This is a genomic window from Streptomyces plumbidurans (assembly GCF_019857225.1).
GTDB classification, from domain to species: Bacteria; Actinomycetota; Actinomycetes; order Streptomycetales; family Streptomycetaceae; genus Streptomyces; species Streptomyces plumbidurans.
Map to the genome: position 1 here is coordinate 1 of NZ_JAFJSY010000069.1, position 15,891 is coordinate 15,891.

15 protein-coding genes and 1 pseudogene are annotated in these 15,891 nt (G+C 71.7%); 8 read left to right on the forward strand and 8 right to left on the reverse strand.

The genetic code is table 11. The features are described from left to right. Nucleotides 1-350: 350 nt before the first annotated feature. The gene (locus tag JYK17_RS31455; protein WP_222811696.1) at nucleotides 351-1,121 is read right to left on the reverse strand and encodes an SDR family oxidoreductase; all 771 of its coding nucleotides are present in this window, start codon (nucleotides 1,119-1,121) and stop codon (nucleotides 351-353) included. A gap of 85 nt (nucleotides 1,122-1,206) precedes the next feature. Next, nucleotides 1,207-2,229: a Gfo/Idh/MocA family protein gene (locus JYK17_RS31460; protein ID WP_222811697.1), complete on the reverse strand. Its 1,023-nt coding sequence runs from the start codon at nucleotides 2,227-2,229 to the stop codon at nucleotides 1,207-1,209. 99 nt (nucleotides 2,230-2,328) lie between these two features. Here JYK17_RS31460 and JYK17_RS31465 point away from each other — a divergent pair, with 99 nt between their 5' ends. The 5 genes from JYK17_RS31465 to JYK17_RS31485 are packed head-to-tail and all read left to right on the forward strand — an operon-like array spanning nucleotide 2,329 to nucleotide 7,243. Next, the gene (locus JYK17_RS31465; protein ID WP_222811698.1) at nucleotides 2,329-3,624 is read left to right on the forward strand and encodes a multidrug effflux MFS transporter; all 1,296 of its coding nucleotides are present in this window, start codon (nucleotides 2,329-2,331) and stop codon (nucleotides 3,622-3,624) included. Continuing rightward, nucleotides 3,576-4,757, forward strand: a complete 1,182-nt coding sequence (locus tag JYK17_RS31470) for a serine hydrolase domain-containing protein (RefSeq protein WP_108008003.1) — start codon at nucleotides 3,576-3,578, stop codon at nucleotides 4,755-4,757. The genes JYK17_RS31465 and JYK17_RS31470 overlap by 49 nt, the downstream gene beginning before the upstream one ends. Before the next feature lie 23 nt (nucleotides 4,758-4,780). After that, a complete protein-coding gene (locus JYK17_RS31475; protein ID WP_222811699.1) occupies nucleotides 4,781-5,776 on the forward strand; it encodes a small ribosomal subunit Rsm22 family protein in 996 nt (331 codons plus the stop codon). A 25-nt stretch (nucleotides 5,777-5,801) separates the two neighbouring features. After that, a complete protein-coding gene (locus tag JYK17_RS31480) occupies nucleotides 5,802-6,464 on the forward strand; it encodes a TetR/AcrR family transcriptional regulator (protein WP_222811700.1) in 663 nt (220 codons plus the stop codon). Nucleotides 6,465-6,502: 38 nt separating this feature from the next. After that, nucleotides 6,503-7,243, forward strand: coding sequence for a bifunctional DNA primase/polymerase (locus JYK17_RS31485; protein WP_108008006.1), 741 nt, complete (start codon nucleotides 6,503-6,505; stop codon nucleotides 7,241-7,243). 27 nt (nucleotides 7,244-7,270) lie between these two features. On the opposite strand, the gene JYK17_RS31490 is transcribed toward JYK17_RS31485, so the two are convergent. Genes JYK17_RS31490 through efeO form a run of 4 tightly spaced genes read right to left on the reverse strand, consistent with a single transcriptional unit; the run spans nucleotide 7,271 to nucleotide 11,553 of the window. Further along, entirely contained in the window at nucleotides 7,271-8,272 is a 1,002-nt protein-coding gene (locus tag JYK17_RS31490; RefSeq protein WP_108008007.1) for an SCO2278 family lipoprotein, read from the reverse strand. Next, nucleotides 8,232-9,104 (reverse strand): iron uptake transporter permease EfeU, encoded by an 873-nt coding sequence (gene efeU, locus JYK17_RS31495; protein WP_108008008.1) that lies wholly within the window; start codon nucleotides 9,102-9,104, stop codon nucleotides 8,232-8,234. The genes JYK17_RS31490 and efeU overlap by 41 nt, the downstream gene beginning before the upstream one ends. Nucleotides 9,105-9,107: 3 nt before the next feature. Further along, nucleotides 9,108-10,394, reverse strand: a complete 1,287-nt coding sequence (efeB, locus tag JYK17_RS31500; RefSeq protein ID WP_108008009.1) for an iron uptake transporter deferrochelatase/peroxidase subunit — start codon at nucleotides 10,392-10,394, stop codon at nucleotides 9,108-9,110. Between the two features lie 19 nt (nucleotides 10,395-10,413). Beyond that, on the reverse strand, nucleotides 10,414-11,553 hold the full coding sequence (gene efeO / locus JYK17_RS31505) for an iron uptake system protein EfeO (protein ID WP_108008010.1): 1,140 nt from the start codon (nucleotides 11,551-11,553) through the stop codon (nucleotides 10,414-10,416). Nucleotides 11,554-11,837: 284 nt separating this feature from the next. On the opposite strand from efeO, the gene JYK17_RS31510 reads away from it, so the two are divergent. After that, nucleotides 11,838-12,494, forward strand: a complete 657-nt coding sequence (locus JYK17_RS31510) for a PhzF family phenazine biosynthesis protein (RefSeq protein ID WP_108008099.1) — start codon at nucleotides 11,838-11,840, stop codon at nucleotides 12,492-12,494. A gap of 70 nt (nucleotides 12,495-12,564) precedes the next feature. Beyond that, entirely contained in the window at nucleotides 12,565-13,395 is an 831-nt protein-coding gene (locus JYK17_RS31515) for a hypothetical protein (RefSeq protein ID WP_222811701.1), read from the forward strand. A gap of 7 nt (nucleotides 13,396-13,402) precedes the next feature. Here the strand turns inward: JYK17_RS31515 and map are convergent, their stop codons facing one another. Beyond that, nucleotides 13,403-14,260 (reverse strand): type I methionyl aminopeptidase, encoded by an 858-nt coding sequence (gene map / locus JYK17_RS31520; RefSeq protein ID WP_108008012.1) that lies wholly within the window; start codon nucleotides 14,258-14,260, stop codon nucleotides 13,403-13,405. Nucleotides 14,261-14,318: 58 nt separating this feature from the next. Between map and JYK17_RS31525 the strand changes: the two genes are divergently transcribed. After that, nucleotides 14,319-14,549 (forward strand): hypothetical protein, encoded by a 231-nt coding sequence (locus JYK17_RS31525; protein ID WP_108008013.1) that lies wholly within the window; start codon nucleotides 14,319-14,321, stop codon nucleotides 14,547-14,549. Here JYK17_RS31525 and JYK17_RS31530 read toward each other — a convergent pair. Next, nucleotides 14,550-15,822, reverse strand: a pseudogene (locus JYK17_RS31530) (MFS transporter). Between the last annotated feature and the right edge of the window lie 69 nt (nucleotides 15,823-15,891).

The following is a 15,891-nucleotide window of genomic DNA, read 5'->3' on the forward strand; positions in this document are numbered from 1 at the left end:
ACGGCCTGGCGGCTGCTGGAGGGCGCGGGCGGCACCGTCGTCCTGCTGGCGGGCGGGGTGTGGGCGCTGCGCAGGCGGCTGCGCGGCAACGGCGGCCGGCACGCGGGCTGACGCGCGGCAGCCGTTCCATCCACCGGTGCTTCTCTCGCGGTCCCACGCGAGATCCACCCCCACCCGGTGCGGTGGAACGGCTGCCGTCTCCCCCCTCGGTTCGGTCTACGGAACCGCACTCCTCCAAGTGTGAAGCTCTTGTGGAGGTGATTTGAGCATAGGCCTCCGACCGGCCGCAACGGTACGGAAGTTCAAATTCCGTTTGTGCAAATTGAAAAGTCGAGGGTCTGCAGGTGCGGTCAGCCGCGCCCCACGAACGGCATGGTCGTGGCCAGCACCGTCGCGAACTGGACGTTCGCCTCCAGCGGCAGCTCGGCCATGTGCCGCACCGTGCGCGCCACATCGGCCACGTCCATCACGGGCTCGGGCGCCGTCTCGCCGTTGGCCTGCAGCGCTCCGGTCTGCATCCGGGCGGTCATGTCGGTCGCCGCGTTGCCGATGTCGATCTGCCCGACCGCGATGCCGTACGGCCGCCCGTCCAGCGACAGCGACTTGGTCAGCCCGGTCAGGGCGTGCTTGGTCGCTGTGTAGGCCACGGAGAGCGGGCGGGGCGTATGGGCGGAGATCGAGCCGTTGTTGATGATCCGCCCGCCCCGCGGGTCCTGCTCCTTCATCTGCCGGAAGGCCGCCTGCGCGCACAGGAACGCCCCGTTGAGGTTGGTGTCCACCACGTGCCGCCAGGCGTCGTACGGCAACTCCTCGACCGGCACCCCGCCGGGGCCGAACGTCCCGGCGTTGTTGAACAGCAGGTCCACCCGCCCGAACCGGCCGACCGCGGCCGCGAAGAGGGCGTCGACGTCCTCCGGCCGCGAGACGTCCGTCCGTACGGCGAGACTCGCGCCGTCCGGCACCAGGGCCGCCGTCTCGTCCAGCGTCCCGGGGCGCCGCCCCGCCAGCGCCACCGACCAGCCCGCGCGCAGCAGCTCCACGGCGACGGCCCGTCCGATGCCGGAGCCGGCGCCGGTCACGACGGCGGTCCTCGATTGCTGTTCCGTCTGCTTGGCATCCATGCGTCGCAGGGTAGGCGAGGGTCCGACATGCGGGACGGGGCCGTCCGCCGTCCGAGTCCCGGCACGGAGATCGTGGCCACGTCGGTCACGAGACGGGCGTGACGGCCTCGCGCGCATCCTCGCCCGGGTAGCGGACGCCGATCCGGTCCCGGATCGCGTCCAGGGTCCGCATCACCGCGAGGGTGCCGTCCAGCGGCACCAGCGGGGACTCGCTCTCACCGGCCCGCAGCGCCCGCATCACCTCCCGCGCCTCGTGCTTGAGGCTGTTGCGGGGACCGTCGGACGCGGCGGCCGCGAACTCCTCGGAGTCGCGGCCGTCCCGGTGCAGCACAAAACGGTCCGGGAAGAAGAAGCCGCCGGGGATGTCGATACGGCCCGCGGAGCCGGTGACCGACGCCGAGGTCGCCGTACCGCCGACGATCGAGCAGTGCACCGAGGCGAGGGCGCCGCTGTCGTGGCCGAGCAGGGCGCCGGTCTGGAGGTCGACGCCCTCCTCGGAGAGCACCGCCCGCGCCGTCACGTCCGACGGCTCCCCGAGCAGCAGGTGTGCGAACGACACCGGGTAGACCCCGAGGTCGAGCAGCGCGCCCCCGCCCTGCTCGGGGTCGCGCAGCCGGTGGCTCGGAGGGAAGGGGCCGGCCAGCCCGAAGTCGGCCTGCACGGTGCGCACTTCACCGATCGCGCCGTCGTCGACGAGCTCCTTCAGACGCCGTACGAGGGGATTGCAGTACATCCACATCGCCTCCATCAGGAAGCTCCCGCGGCCCCGGGCGAGCGCCACCAGCTCCTGCGCCTCGCGCGCGTTGAGCGTGAACGCCTTCTCGCACAGCACGTTGCGCCCGGCCTCAAGACACAGGCCCGCGGCCGCCCGGTGTGCCGAGTGCGGGGTGGCGACGTACACGACATCGATGTCCGCGTCCTCGGCGAGCGCGGCCCAGTCGCCGTACGCCCGCTCGATCCCGAACCGCTCCGCGAACGCCTTCGCCGACGCCTCGGTGCGCGAGGCCACCGCGACGACCTCCGCCTCCGGCAGGTCGACCAGGTCGGCCGTGAAAGCGGCGGCGATCCCGCCGGTCGCCAGAATCCCCCACCGCACGATTTCCGCCATCCGGGACCCGCCCTCGCTCGCGTGTGCGCGGGGCGTGGCCTGCGCACTGTGTTCGAGCTGAGAGCATAGGTGGCGTATCGAACAGAAAGGGAGGGGCGCATGGCCGAGCAGGCGGCCTCGACATCTGACATACGGCGGGCGGCCGGAGCCACGGAGCAACCGGCCGCCGTCGTTGTGCCCCGTACCGGGTTGCTGGTGACCCTGATCCTCGGCGGGCTGACCGCCATCCCTCCGCTGGCGATGGACATGTACCTCCCCTCGCTGCCGGAGGTCACCGGCTCGCTGCACGCGTCCGCCGCCACCGTGCAGCTCACCCTCACCGCCTGTCTGCTCGGGATGGCGCTCGGACAACTGGTGGCCGGGCCCATGAGCGACCGGTGGGGACGCAGGCGCCCCCTGCTGACCGGACTGCTCGCCTTCGTCGTCTCCACCGTCCTGTGCGCGTTCGCGCCGACCGTCGAGACCCTGGTCGTCCTCCGGCTGGCGCAGGGACTCGCGGGCGCGGCGGGGATCGTCATCGCGCGGGCCGTGGTCCGCGACCTGTACGACGGTGTGGCGATGGCCCGCTTCTTCTCCACCCTGATGCTCATCGGCGGGGTCGCCCCGATCGTCGCGCCGCTGATCGGCGGTCAGATCCTGCGGGTGACGGACTGGCGGGGCGTGTTCGTGGTCCTCACCGTCGTCGGTACGGCGCTGACCGCGCTCGTGTGGGTCAAGCTGCCCGAGACGCTGCCCGCGCGCGGGAGGCACGGCGGGGGAGTGGGCGAGGCCCTGCACACCATGCGCCGGCTGATCGCCGACCTGCCCTTCACCGGCTTCATGCTCGCGGGCGGCTTCGCCTTCGCGGCCCTGTTCGCCTACGTGTCCGCCTCGCCCTTCGTGATGCAGGAGATCTACGGCGCCTCGCCGCAGACGTTCAGCCTGCTGTTCGGCGTCAACTCCGTCGGGCTCGTCGCCGTCGGCCAGATCAACGGCAAGATCCTGGTCGGCAGGGTCCGCCTGGACCGGGTCCTCGGCCTCGGACTGGCCGTCGTCATCGCCGCCGCGACCGCCCTGTTGCTGATGTCCACCGGCGTCTTCGGCACGGTCGGCCTGGTGCCGGTCGCCGCCGCCCTGTTCGTCCTGATGTCCGCGATGGGGATCACCCTGCCCAACGCCCAGGCCCTCGCCCTGATGCGCACCAGGCACTCCGCCGGCTCCGCGTCCGCGCTGCTCGGCACCTCCTCCTTCCTCATCGGCGCCGTCGCCTCCCCGCTCGTCGGGATCGCCGGTGAGCACACCGCCGTCCCGATGGCCGTCGTCCAACTGGCGGCAGCACTGGTGGCGCTGGCCTGCTTCGTGGGAATGTGCCGTCCTTGGAACGGGCGTGCGAACGCGGAGGGAGCAGAGAGCTGAGCGCACCGCGACTGCGCAGAGACAGTCCCGAACGGGCCGGACTCGACGCCGAAGAACTCCGCCACCTCGTCCAGGAGGTGCACGACCTCACCACCGGGGAGCAGCCCTGGGCCGCGGGCACCGTCGTGGTCGCCGGACGCGGCCCGGTGATCGCCGTCGAGGAGGCGGCGGGCTGGGCCGTGCGCTACACCGCCTACGACGCCCGGACGGACCGCGGGATAGAACTGCCCCCCGAGGCACGCGTCGCCATGACCGTGCACACCCCCTTCGACCTGGCCTCCCTGACCAAGCTGTTCACCGCGGTGGCCGCCGTGCAGCAGATCGAACGCGGCACGCTCGGCATCGACGCCCGGGTCGGCGCGTATCTGCCGGAGTTCACCGCGGCCGCCCGGCACGGCATCACCGTGCGCGAACTGCTCACCCACACCTCCGGGCTGCGCCCCGAACTCCCGCTGTACGACTGCGCGGACGACACGGAACGGCTCGCCAGGCTACGCGCGGAGACGCCGGTGGGCGTGCCCGGCACCTACACCTACTCCGACCTCAACTTCCTGCTGCTGCAGTTCGTCCTGGAACGGATCACCGGCCGCACCCTGGACGTCCTGATCCACGACGGCATCACCCGCCCGCTGGGCATGCTCTCGACCGACTTCGGGCCCTGCCCCGGCGCCGCGGCGACCGAGGACCAGCGCCGCCCGTGGGCCAAGGCGGAGCGGGGGATGGTGCGCGGTGTGGTGCACGACGAGAACGCCTGGGCGCTCGGCGGGATCGCCGGCCACGCGGGCATGTTCTCCACCGGCCGCGACCTCGCGGTGTTCTGCCGCACCCTCCTGGCCGGCGGCTCCTACGGCCCCGCCCGCATCCTCGGCGCCGACTTCGTGGAACTGCTGCTGACCCCGCCGGGGCTCGGCTTCGCCGTGGACCAGCCGTGGTTCATGGGCGAACTGGCGGGGCGGGGAGCGGCCGGGCACACGGGGTTCACGGGGACGTCGCTGGTGCTGGACCCGGAGACGGACACCTTCCTGGTCCTGCTGGGCAACACCGTGCATCCCCGGCGCAGGCGCCCGGACAGCCGCCCGCGGGCAGCGGCGGCGACCAGGATGGCCAGGGCCGTACGCCCGGTCCAGCGCTGAGACAGGGGCCATAGAATCACCCGGTGAACGCCCCCGTATCCCCGCGCGACACCCTGCGCACCGCCCTCGCCGCCCTCCTGGACGGCCTCCCGCCCAAGCAGGCCGCGCAGGCCGTCGAGCGGCTCATCGGCCACTACCGCGGGGCCACCCCCACCGACGCGCCGATCCTGCGGGACCGGGCCGACGTCGCCGCCTACGCCGCGTACCGGATGCCGGCGACCTTCGAGGCGATGCGGGCGGCGCTGGCTCAGTTCGCCCGGGCCGTGCCGGACCTCACCCCCGGCAGTCACACCGACATCGGCGGCGGCACCGGAGCGGCGACCTGGGCCGTCGCCGCCACCTGGCCCGGCGGGCGCGGCGTCACCGTGCTGGACTGGGCCGAGCCCGCGCTCGCCCTCGGCCGTGAGCTGGCCACCGCCAACCCGGCGCTGCGGCAGGCGAGTTGGCGGCGCGAGCGGGTCGGCCGGGCGCTCACCCTGGACGACACCGACCTGGTCACCGTCTCCTACGTCCTCAACGAGCTGACCGCCGCCGACCGCGCCGCGCTCGTCGACGCCGCGGCGGCCGCCGCCGGGTCCGTCGTGATCGTCGAGGCCGGCACCCCGGCCGGATACGCCCGCGTCATCGAGGCCCGCGACCGGCTGATCGCGGCCGGGTTCCGCATCGCCGCGCCCTGCCCGCACAGCGCGCGCTGTCCGATCGTCCCCGGCGCGGACTGGTGCCACTTCTCGGCCCGGGTCAGCCGCTCCTCCCTGCACCGCCAGGTCAAGGGCGGCTCCCTGCCGTACGAGGACGAGAAGTTCAGCTATGTCGCCGCCACCCGGCTGCCCGCCGCACCCGCGCCCTCCCGAGTGGTCCGCCGCCCGCAGATCCGCAAGGGCCAGGTCCTCCTCGACCTGTGCGAGCCGGACGAACAGCTGCGCCGCACCACCGTCACCAAGCGCCACGGCGACCTGTACCGGGCGGCCCGCGACACCGAGTGGGGCGACGCCTGGCCCCCGCACGCGCAGGAGCCGTAGAGCCGCGAAACGGTACCGTCGGACCATGGTCAAGAAGCCCGCCCCCGACGCCACCCGCCGCAGCGAGAGGTCCCGTCGCGCGATCTACGACGCCGCCCTCGCGCTGGTCGGTGAGATCGGCTACCCGAGGACGACCATCGAGGGCATCGCCGCCCGGGCCGGCGTCGGCAAGCAGACGATCTACCGCTGGTGGGGATCGAAGGCGGACGTCCTGCTGGAGGCGTTCCTCGACCTCAGCACACAGGCCGCACGCGAGGCGGGCCGGGCACCGTACGTCATCCCGGACACCGGCGACCTCGCCGCCGACCTCAAGGCCGTACTGCGGATCACCGTCGACCAGCTGAAGGACCCCCGGTTCGAGGTGCCCTCCCGGGCCCTGGCCGCCGAGGGCCTGGTCAACGAGCAGCTCGGCCGGGAGTCCGTGGCCAAGCTCCTGGAACCCTCGCTCCAGCTCTACGTCGACCGGCTGCGCTCCGCACAGCGCGCCGGCCAGGTCGGCCCGGAGATCGACCCGCGCATCGCCCTGGAACTGTTCGTCTCCCCGCTCGCCCAGCGCTGGCTCCAGTACACGGGCCCCATCTCCTACGAGTACACCGACACCCTCGTCGACTACGCCCTGCACGGTCTGGCACCCCGTACCCCGGATGTCCCTTCCGGCACCCCGAGGCGCGACTCGGTGGGACGATAGGGCATGCTGTTTTGCACGAGGGCGAGGCAAGGGGACTGATGAGCGCGGAGTTCGGCGGCCGCACCGGCCGGCAGGGCAGACTCTCCCAGTGGCTGCGTGGACGCCGCCCGAAGGACGCCGCCGCCGACGGCGACGGCCGCGAGGCCCTGCTGCTGGCCGCCGCCGGAGCGGGCCTGCCGCTCGCCCCCGCCGCCCACCCCGCCCCCGGCTACCGCTGCTCCTGCGACCGCGTCGGATGTCCCACCCCGGCCCGGCACCCGGTGTCGTTCGCCTGGCAGACCCAGTCGACCACCGACCGCGCGCAGATCGAGCGCTGGGCCCGGCACCAGCCGCAGGCCAACTTCATCACCGCGACCGGCATGGTGCACGACGTCCTCGACGTACCCCTGGAAGCGGGCACGGAGGCTCTGCAGCGGCTGCTCGACTCCGGCATCGAGGTCGGCCCGGTCGCCGAGAGCGACGACGGCCGGCTGCTCTTCTTCACCCTCACCCGCGGCACCCCCGAGGACGAGGACGAGTGGTGGCCCTGCGAGCTGGACTGCCACCCCGAGACCGCGGACGAGCACCCCGGACTGCGCTGGCACTGCCGCGGGTCCTACGTCCTCGTACCGCCCGCCCGGCTGCCCGGCGACGACGGCCGCAGCGTGCACTGGGTGCGCGGCCCCGAACACCCGCTGCCGGACCCGCTGAGCCTGCTCGAGATCCTCACCGACGCCTGCGCCCGCTACGCAGGCGAGGAGCCCGACCACGCGAGCGCGGCCTGGCCCCTGCGCGGCTGAGCGCCCCGCGCCACCGAGGGCTCTGGCCTACGACCCCTCGGCCGAGGTCAGTCCCTCCAGCCGGGACAGCATCGTCACCTTGCCGTCCCCCGCACCCTGCTTGGGGTCCAGCGCCACCCCGTTGGAGATGAACTCCATCGTCAGCGACTGCTTGATCTCGCCGGTCGTCAGCGCCTTCACGCTCGCGTTCGGCTGCGGGATCGTGGTGCCCGCGTACGCGGTCTGCTTCTCGTAACGGCGGGTGGTGAAGAACACCAGCGCACCGCCGTCCGTGGTGCGCAGCGCAAGCGGGGCATAGTCACCGCTGGTCAGCGGCTCGTCGATGTACTGGGTGGCGAGCCCGGGCCGCTTGGCCTGCTTCTTGCGCTGGGCCCGCCACTGGTCGGTGTACGGGCCCGTGCTGAAGGTCTTCCCGCCGCTCTTCAGATACGTCGCGTAGTCCTTGCTCAGGTCCTGGGGCGCGGCGGCGAATTCGGTGGAGTTGGCGGGTACGGTCTCGGCCCAGCCGTCCGCGTCCTTCTCGACCTTGGGCAGCGTGCCGGGGGTGACGAGGGTCAGATACGCCACCTGCCAGGGCCGGCCCAGACCGTCGCGGGTGAACACCAGCAGCCAGTGCAGATTGCCGCCCTTGTTGCCCTTCGCCTCCGCGACGAACCAGCGCGGCCAGCCGGCCTTCTTGGGGATCGTGTACGTCGCGTCGGTCAGCTTCAGCGGCGTGTGCGCCGCATTGCCGTCCGGGCTGTTGACATGGCCGGCCTTGAGCCGGGCCGCGTCGATGTCGCCCAGGGCGCCGGTGACATGGTCGGCGTCGAGTGAACTGTCGTACGCCTTGTCCGCCTTGTTGTACGCGGTGAGGAACTGCTCCATTGCCTTCGCGGCCTCGGCGCGGGTGGAGGAGGGAAGCACCTCGCGCTCCCCGTGGACCACCACACAACCGCTCGCCGTCATCGACAAAGCGGTCACCGAGGCCGCAATCAACGCCCTCCGGTCAAGCCTGCGGAGCCTTCGAGGGCCGCGATCCCTGCTCATCAGGTGCCTTCACCTTCCCCTTCCCGGAGGCGAACCCTACCGGGGCGAAGAACACCGCGAGTGTCGGGATGAGGTACAGCAGCCACACCGTGACCTGGAGCACCGTCGGGTCGGGCTGGAAGTTGAACACGCCCTTCAGCAGGGTCCCGTACCAGCTGTCCGGCGGGATCGTCCCGCTGATGTCGAAGGCCAGATGCGTCAGGCCGGGGATCCAGTCGGCCTCCTGCAGGTCGTGGAAGCCGTACGCCAGCACACCCGCGGCGACCACGACCAGCATCCCGCCGGTCCAGGTGAAGAACTTCGACAGGTTGATCTTCAGGGCGCCGCGGTAGAACAGCCAGCCCAGCAGGACCGCGGTCGCCAGGCCCAGCGCCACACCGACCAGCGGGCGCGGGGTGCCGTCGCTGGCCGCGTGCACAGACGCCCACACGAACAGCGCGGTCTCCAGGCCCTCACGGCCCACGGCGAGGAACGCGGTGGCCACCAGCGCGCCCGTGCCCATCGCCAGGGCCGCGTCCAGCTTGCCGTGCAGCTCGGCCTTCAGATGCCGGGCGGTGCGCCGCATCCAGAAGACCATCCAGGTCACCAGGCCGACCGCGACGATCGACAGGGAGCCGCCGAGCGCCTCCTGCGCCTGGAACGTCAGTTCCTGGGAGCCGAATTCGAGGACGCAGCCGAAGCCCATCGCGATCAGGACGGCGATGGCGATGCCGATCCAGATGGGCCGGATGGCGTCCCTGCGGTCGGTCTTGACCAGGTAGGCGATCAGGATGCAGACGACCAGGCTGGCTTCCAGGCCCTCGCGCAGACCGATCAGATAGTTGGAGAACACGGGCTACGCCTCCTTGGAGAACAGCGTGCTGCCCCACCAGTCGTCCTTGTCGCGGACGCCCGGCGGGACGGCGAAGACCGCCGAACCCACGTGCTGGATGTACTCGTTGAGGGCGTCGTGCGCCGACAGCTTGCGCTGCAGCGGGAGGAACCCCTTGCGGATGTCGCGCTGATAGGCCAGGAAGAACAGGCCCGCGTCGAGCCGGCCGAGGCCGTCGGTGCCGTCCGTGAAGGAGTAGCCGCGGCGCAGGATCGTCACCCCGCCGTTGGAGTCGGGGTGCGCGAGCCGTACGTGCGCGTCGGGCTTCATGGCCTTCAAAAACGGCTTGTCGTGCTCCTTGGCCTTGCCGACCGGTGCGCCCTCGCCCTTGTCCCGGCCGAAGACGTCCTCCTGCTCCTGCAGCGAGGTCCGGTCCCAGGTCTCGATGTGCATCCGGATGCGCCGGGCGACCAGATACGAGCCGCCGGTCATCCAGTCCGGTCCGTCGCCCTCGCCGACCCACACGAACTTCTTCAGCCGGTCCGTCTCGGTGCCCGCGATATTGCGGGTGCCGTCCTTGAACCCCATCAGGTTGCGCGGGGTCTGCGCGCCCGGCGTCGTCGACGAGGTCTTGCCGAAACCGAGCTGCGACCAGCGGATGTTGACCGTGCCGAAGCCGATGCGGGCCAGATTGCGGATCGCGTGCACCGCCACCTGCGGGTCGTCCGCGCAGGCCTGGATGCACAGATCGCCGCCGGTGCGGGTCTTGTCCAGGTTGTCGCCGGGGAACTGCGGCAGGTCGACCAGGGCCGCCGGCCGCTGCCCCTTCAGCCCGAACTTCTCGAACAGCGACGGACCGAAGCCGATGGTCAGCGTCAGCCGCGAGGGCTTGAGCCCCAGCGCCTCACCGGTGTCGTCCGGCGGGGCCTCGGCGAGACCGCCGTACGCGCCGTCGCCGACCGCCTTCCCGGCGGTCATCCGGCGCGCGGCGGCCGTCCAGTCCTTGAGCATCTGCACGAACTCAGCGCGGTCGTCGGTCTGCACGTCGAACGCGGCGAAGTGCAGCCTGTCCTGCACCGGCGTGGCGATGCCCGCCTGGCTGGCGCCGTGGAAGGCGACCGCGGCGCCGGTGTCGGCGGCAGCCGGGGCTGCCCCGTCGATGGAATTGCCGACGCGGCTCATCGCGACCCCGCCGCCCGCCGCGGCGGCGCCGAGCGCGAGCCCGGCACCGCCCCAACCGATCAGCGAGCGCCGCGAGGGAGCCTTCGCGTCACCGGACTTGGCGGTGGTGGCGTCCTGGGTGTCCGTCATGGTCAGTCGTCCCCTGCTTCTACTTCACGACGGCGGCGGCGAGCTTGGACAGCGGCTCCGCGAGCGCGTTCACCGCGTCCGACAGCTCCTTGCGCTGGGCCTTGGTGACCGTGGCGTACGAGACGAAACCGTCCGACGTCTTGTCCGAGCGGTACTTGTCGAGCTGCGTGGTGATCGCCGCGAACTGCTTGTCCAGCTCGGTGGTCAGTGCCTTGTCGTTCTTCTGCGCGACCGGCTTGAGCAGCTCGTACGCCTGCTGCGCGCCCTCGACGTTGGCCTTGAAGTCGCTCAGGTCGGTGTGCGAGTAGCGGTCCTCCTCGCCGGTGACCTTGCCGGTGGCGACCTCGTCCAGCAGTTCCTTGGCACCGTTGGCCATGGAGGTCGGGGTGATCTCGGCCTTGCCGACCCGCTTCTGCCAGTCCTTCAGGTCGGTCACCAGCTGGTCGGCGAGCGTCTTCTGCGCGGCGCCGATCTTCTTGTCCTGCCACAGCGCCTTCTCCAGCGCGTGCCAGCCGGTCCACTTCTGGCCCTTCTCCAGGCCGTCGGCGCGGGTGTCGGTCTTGGGGTCGATGTCGCCGAAGGACTCGGCGATCGGCTCGGTGCGCTCCCAGCCGACGCGGGAGGGGGCGTAGGCGTCCTGGGCGGCCTTCAGGTTCCCGGCCTTGATCGCGTTCGTGAAGGTCTCCACCTTCGGGATGGTCCGGTCGGCCTGGTCCTGCGCGTACGCGCGGTAGGCGGCGACGGCCTTGTCCAGCTGGGGGTCGCGCTTGGCGACCGCGCCGGAGCCGGTGACCGTGAGCTTCTGCCGGACGCCGTGGCCCTTCATGCCGGGCCGGCAGGCGATCTCGTACGAGCCGGCCTTGACCTCGGCGGTCAGCTGGTACTTGGTGCCCGGGCCGATGTTCTCCTTCTCCGAGACGATCCGGTCGTCCGGGAAGAGGATCTCGACCTCGGTCGCCTTGGAGCCCTTGTTCTCGATGCTCAGCGAGACCTGCCCGGCCGGCACCGACTTCGCGGAGGTGTCGCACTTGGCGTCGGCGGCGGTCACCTTGATCGCGGCGTCCCCGTCGGCCTTGCTCTTCTCGGTGCATCCCGTGACGGCGGTCAGGGCCGCCGCGGTGGCGACGGCGGTGACGACGGAGAGTCTGGCGGCTCGCATCCGGGCTCCAAGAGGCTTCAAGTACCGGGTTCAGTACTGGCGAAAAATCGCGTGTCGTGACCCTCACAAGGTTGGTGAGGCTCGCCTAACTTATCTAAGGCTTGCCTGCTTGATGCCTCTCTATGCGGTGATTCAGCTCTCATCGGCGCTGTATGGGCACGGGGCGATCACGTTGGCCTAAATCAAGCGTCAAGGGAAAGTCAAAGGAGATTCAAAGGTTGCGGTTCGGGGTGATCGGCGAACGAGCGCACCATGCCCTCCCCGTGCAGTGTTTCAATGCCCACGTGACTGAGTACGACGTGCTGCGGGTCTTCTGCGCGGCGAACGGCGGGTACGGCAATGAGCTCGGTGTGGTGCGCAAGGGGTCCGTCATGCCCGAGCGGGCGGAGCGGCAGGCGTTCGCGGCGAAGCTGGGGTTCAGCGAGACCGTGTTCGTGGACGATCCGGAGCGGGGTGTCATCGACATCTACACGCCGACCCTGCGGCTGCCCTTCGCCGGGCACCCGTGCGTCGGTACGGCCTGGCTGCTCGACGTGCCCGAGCTGGTGACGCCCGCCGGGGTGGTCGGGGCGCGGCAGGACGGGGAGTTCTGCTGGATCGAGGCGCGGGCGGAGTGGGCGCCGCCGCGCACCCTGCGCCGGTACGCCACGGCCGCCGAGGTGGACGAGCTGGCCGTGCCGCCGAAGGGGGAGTGGATCTACGCCTGGGCCTGGGAGGACGAGCCCGCGGGGCGGGTCCGGGCGCGGGGCTTCCCGGGGCGTGACGACGGCATCGACGAGGACGAGGCGACCGGCGCCGCCGCGCTGCAGCTGACCGAACAGCTCGGCCGGGCGCTCAACATCACGCAGGGCGCGGGCTCGCAGATCCTGACCGCCCCGCAGCCGTACGGCTGGGTCGAGATCGGCGGCCGGGTCCATCTGGAACGCCAGCCGGAGCGCTGAAGCCTGGTGCGCGGCCCCGGTTGTCGCCACACTTGAGCCCGTTGTCGGGGCGGGCTCAGGAGGGCAGCCGGTGCGATTCCTGGTCGTACTGCTCGTGTTGGCGGGGTGTTTCCTCGCCGGGCGGTGGCTGGTCGGCTATCCGTCGGTGCCGAGTCGGTGGCGGTACACCCTCGGTCCCGGCGCGGAGCAACGCGCCGCCCGGCAGGCCCTGTCCGCCGCGCGGTCGCAGCGGGCCGCGGCCCGCCGTGACGCCGACCGCAGGGTGTCGGACGCGCGGCGCCGGGTGGTGGAGATCGTCCAGCCCCTCCAACTGCGCGTCCAGGAGCTGCAGTCGGCGCGGCAGGTGCTGCTCCGGCCGGGGCGGGGCGCGGCCGTGAGGCGCGAACTGTGGCTCGGCGAGCTGGAGTTGTACGAGCACGCCCTCGTGTTCACCAAGAAGGACACGAGAGAGGACACCAGGCAGGAGCAGTCGCAGGGCGAAGGGGCGGCCCGGACGGCGGTCGACGAGGAACTGCCGCTCGGTGGCCTGACCGCCACCTTCGACTCCACCCGTTCGCACGCCTTCATCCGGATCACCCGGCAGGACCACAGCAGGCGCAGCGCCGTGTTCTCCCTCGGCACGTACGACGAGGTCGCCGTCGACGCCCTCGCCGAGGCGATCCACAACCAGGCCGTCAAGGACACCGAGTTCAGGGCCGACCGGCAGGTCCGGGCCGACGCGATCGCCGCCGAGGTCAAGCGCGTCGAGGCCGAGCGCGCGGAGGCCGAGGAGCGCGGCCGCACGGAGGTCGCCGCGGCCACGAAGCGGGCCCATGCCGAGCGGGAGCGCGCGGACGCCCTGCTGCGGAACGCCAAGGACACCTGGGTGTCGCAGGGCGGCGGGCTGCGTCCCTGGCGCTGACCCGGAGTCAGGGGAGGGTGAGGATCTCCGCCCCCGTCTCCGTCACCACCAGCGTGTGCTCGAACTGCGCTGTGCGCTTGCGGTCCTTGGTGACGACCGTCCACCCGTCGTCCCACATGTCGTACTCGTGCGTCCCGAGCGTCAGCATCGGCTCGATCGTGAAGGTCATCCCGGGCCGGATCACCGTCGTCGCGTGCGGGCTGTCGTAGTGCGGGATGATCAGGCCCGAGTGGAAGGACGAGTTGATGCCGTGGCCGGTGAAGTCACGGACCACGCCGTAGCCGAAGCGCTTGGCGTACGACTCGATCACCCGGCCGATGATGTTGATCTGCCGGCCCGGCTTGACCGCCTTGATCGCGCGGGTCAGGGACTCGCGGGTGCGCTCCACGAGCAGCCGGCTCTCCTCGTCGACGTCCCCGACCAGGTACGTCGCGTTGTTGTCGCCGTGCACCCCGCCGATGTACGCCGTCACGTCGAGGTTGACGATGTCGCCGTCGCGCAGCACCGTCGAGTCCGGAATGCCGTGGCAGATCACCTCGTTGACCGAGGTGCACAGGGACTTGGGGAAGCCGCGGTAGCCGAGCGTGGAGGGATAGGCGCCGTGGTCGCACATGTACGCGTGCGCGACCTTGTCCAGTTCGTCGGTGGTGACCCCCGGCGCGATCAGCTTCGCGGCCTCCTCCATCGCCTGCGCGGCGATCCGCCCGGCGATCCGCATCGCCTCGATCGTCTCGGGCGTCTGCACCTCCGGACCGGTGTACGGCGTCGGCGCGGGCTTGCCGACGTACTCGGGCCGGCGGATGTTTCCGGGCACGGAACGGGTGGGGGAGAGCTCCCCTGGGACGAGCAGCGACTGGCCAGACATGCCAGCGAGTCTAACGAGCCGAGGTGGGGGAACATGTGTGAGGCGAGAGGAGCAGGTCATGGCGTTGTTCAAGAAGCGCACGGTCGGCAAACCGGGCGAATGGTTCTACTGCCTGAAGCACAAGAAGGTCGAGGAGGGGCCGGAGTGCCCCGCGAAGGACCGTTTCGGGCCCTACGCCTCCCGTGAGGAGGCCGCGCACGCGATGCAGACCGCCCAGGAGCGCAACCTGCAGTGGGACAACGACCCGAAGTGGAACGACGCCCCGGCCGCGACCCCTGACGACGACTGATCAGGTCCGCGCCGGTACGGCTGCCGCGCGGCGGGCGCGCAGCCGTGCCGCGTGCTCGTTCGTGCGGACGTCGTACGTCATCAGCTTCGGCAGACACAGCGCGAGCAGGCCCACCGCGCCCGCGCACAGCAGGCCGCCGGACCAGACGGAGGCCCGTACGCCCCACCACGCGGCGGAGCCGCCCGAGCGGACCTGGCCGACGGTCGGTCCGACCGAGTACGACAGCAACTCGATCCCGGCGAGCCGCCCGCGCAGCTCGTCGGGGATCGTCTGGTTCCACATGGCGCCGCGGAAGATCCCGCTGACCATGTCGCAGCCGCCGGCCACGGTCAGGAACAGCAGCACCAGCCATACGTTCCCGACGACACCGGCGCCCGTGATCGCCAGCCCCCACAGCGCGGCCGCCAGCACGACCATGCGTCCGTGCCGGTGCACGCGCGAGGTCCAGCCACTGGTCAGGCTCACCAGCAGCGAGCCGAGGGGAAGGGCCGCGTACATCAGTCCCAGGGACCAGTTCGCGTCCAACTCGTCCGCGAGGAACGGCAGCACGGCGAGCGGCATCGCCAGGAACATCGCGGCGAGGTCCACCGCGTAGGTGCCGAGGAGCTCCTTGCGGGCCCAGGCGTACCGGGCGCCCTCCGCGATCGCCCTGAGCGACGGCTTCGCGGCCTCGTGCGCGGCGGGGGACGCGGCGATACGGACGATCAGGACGACGGAGGCCACGAAGGTCAGCGCGTCCGCGCCGTACGCCCAGCCGAGCCCCGCGTACGCCACGACGACGCCCGCGACCGCGGGGCCCGCGACGCCGCCGACCGTCCAGCGCAGGGAGTTGAGGGAGGCCGCGGCCGGCAGGTGCTCGTGCGCCACGATCCGTGGGAAGAGGGAGTCGAGGGCCGGACGCTGCACCGCGCCCAGCGCGGAGGACAGGGCGGCCACCAGGTAGAGCGGCCAGGCTGCGGGGTGCGGCAGCAGGGCGTTGAGCAGCAGCGCGGCCGACAGCAGGCCCTGCCCCCTCCGTCCACACGATCAGCTTCCGCTTGTCCAGGGCGTCGGCGAGCGCGCCCCCGTACAGCCCGAACACCAGCAGCGGCAGCAGCTCCACCGCGCCGATCGCGCCGACCGCGGCCGCAGAACCCGTGAGCTGCTTCAGCTGCACCGGCAGCGCGACGAGGGTCAGAAAGCTCCCGAAGTTCGAGATCGTGCCCGACACCCACAGCCGCCGGAAGTCGACGGAGGTCCGCCAGGGCGCGAGATCGGGCAGGAGGGCGCGCAGGCGGGAGGGGTGCGGGGCGGGGTCGGACGTCACGAGCGGCCATGCTCGGTCGGGGGGACCGGCACGGCA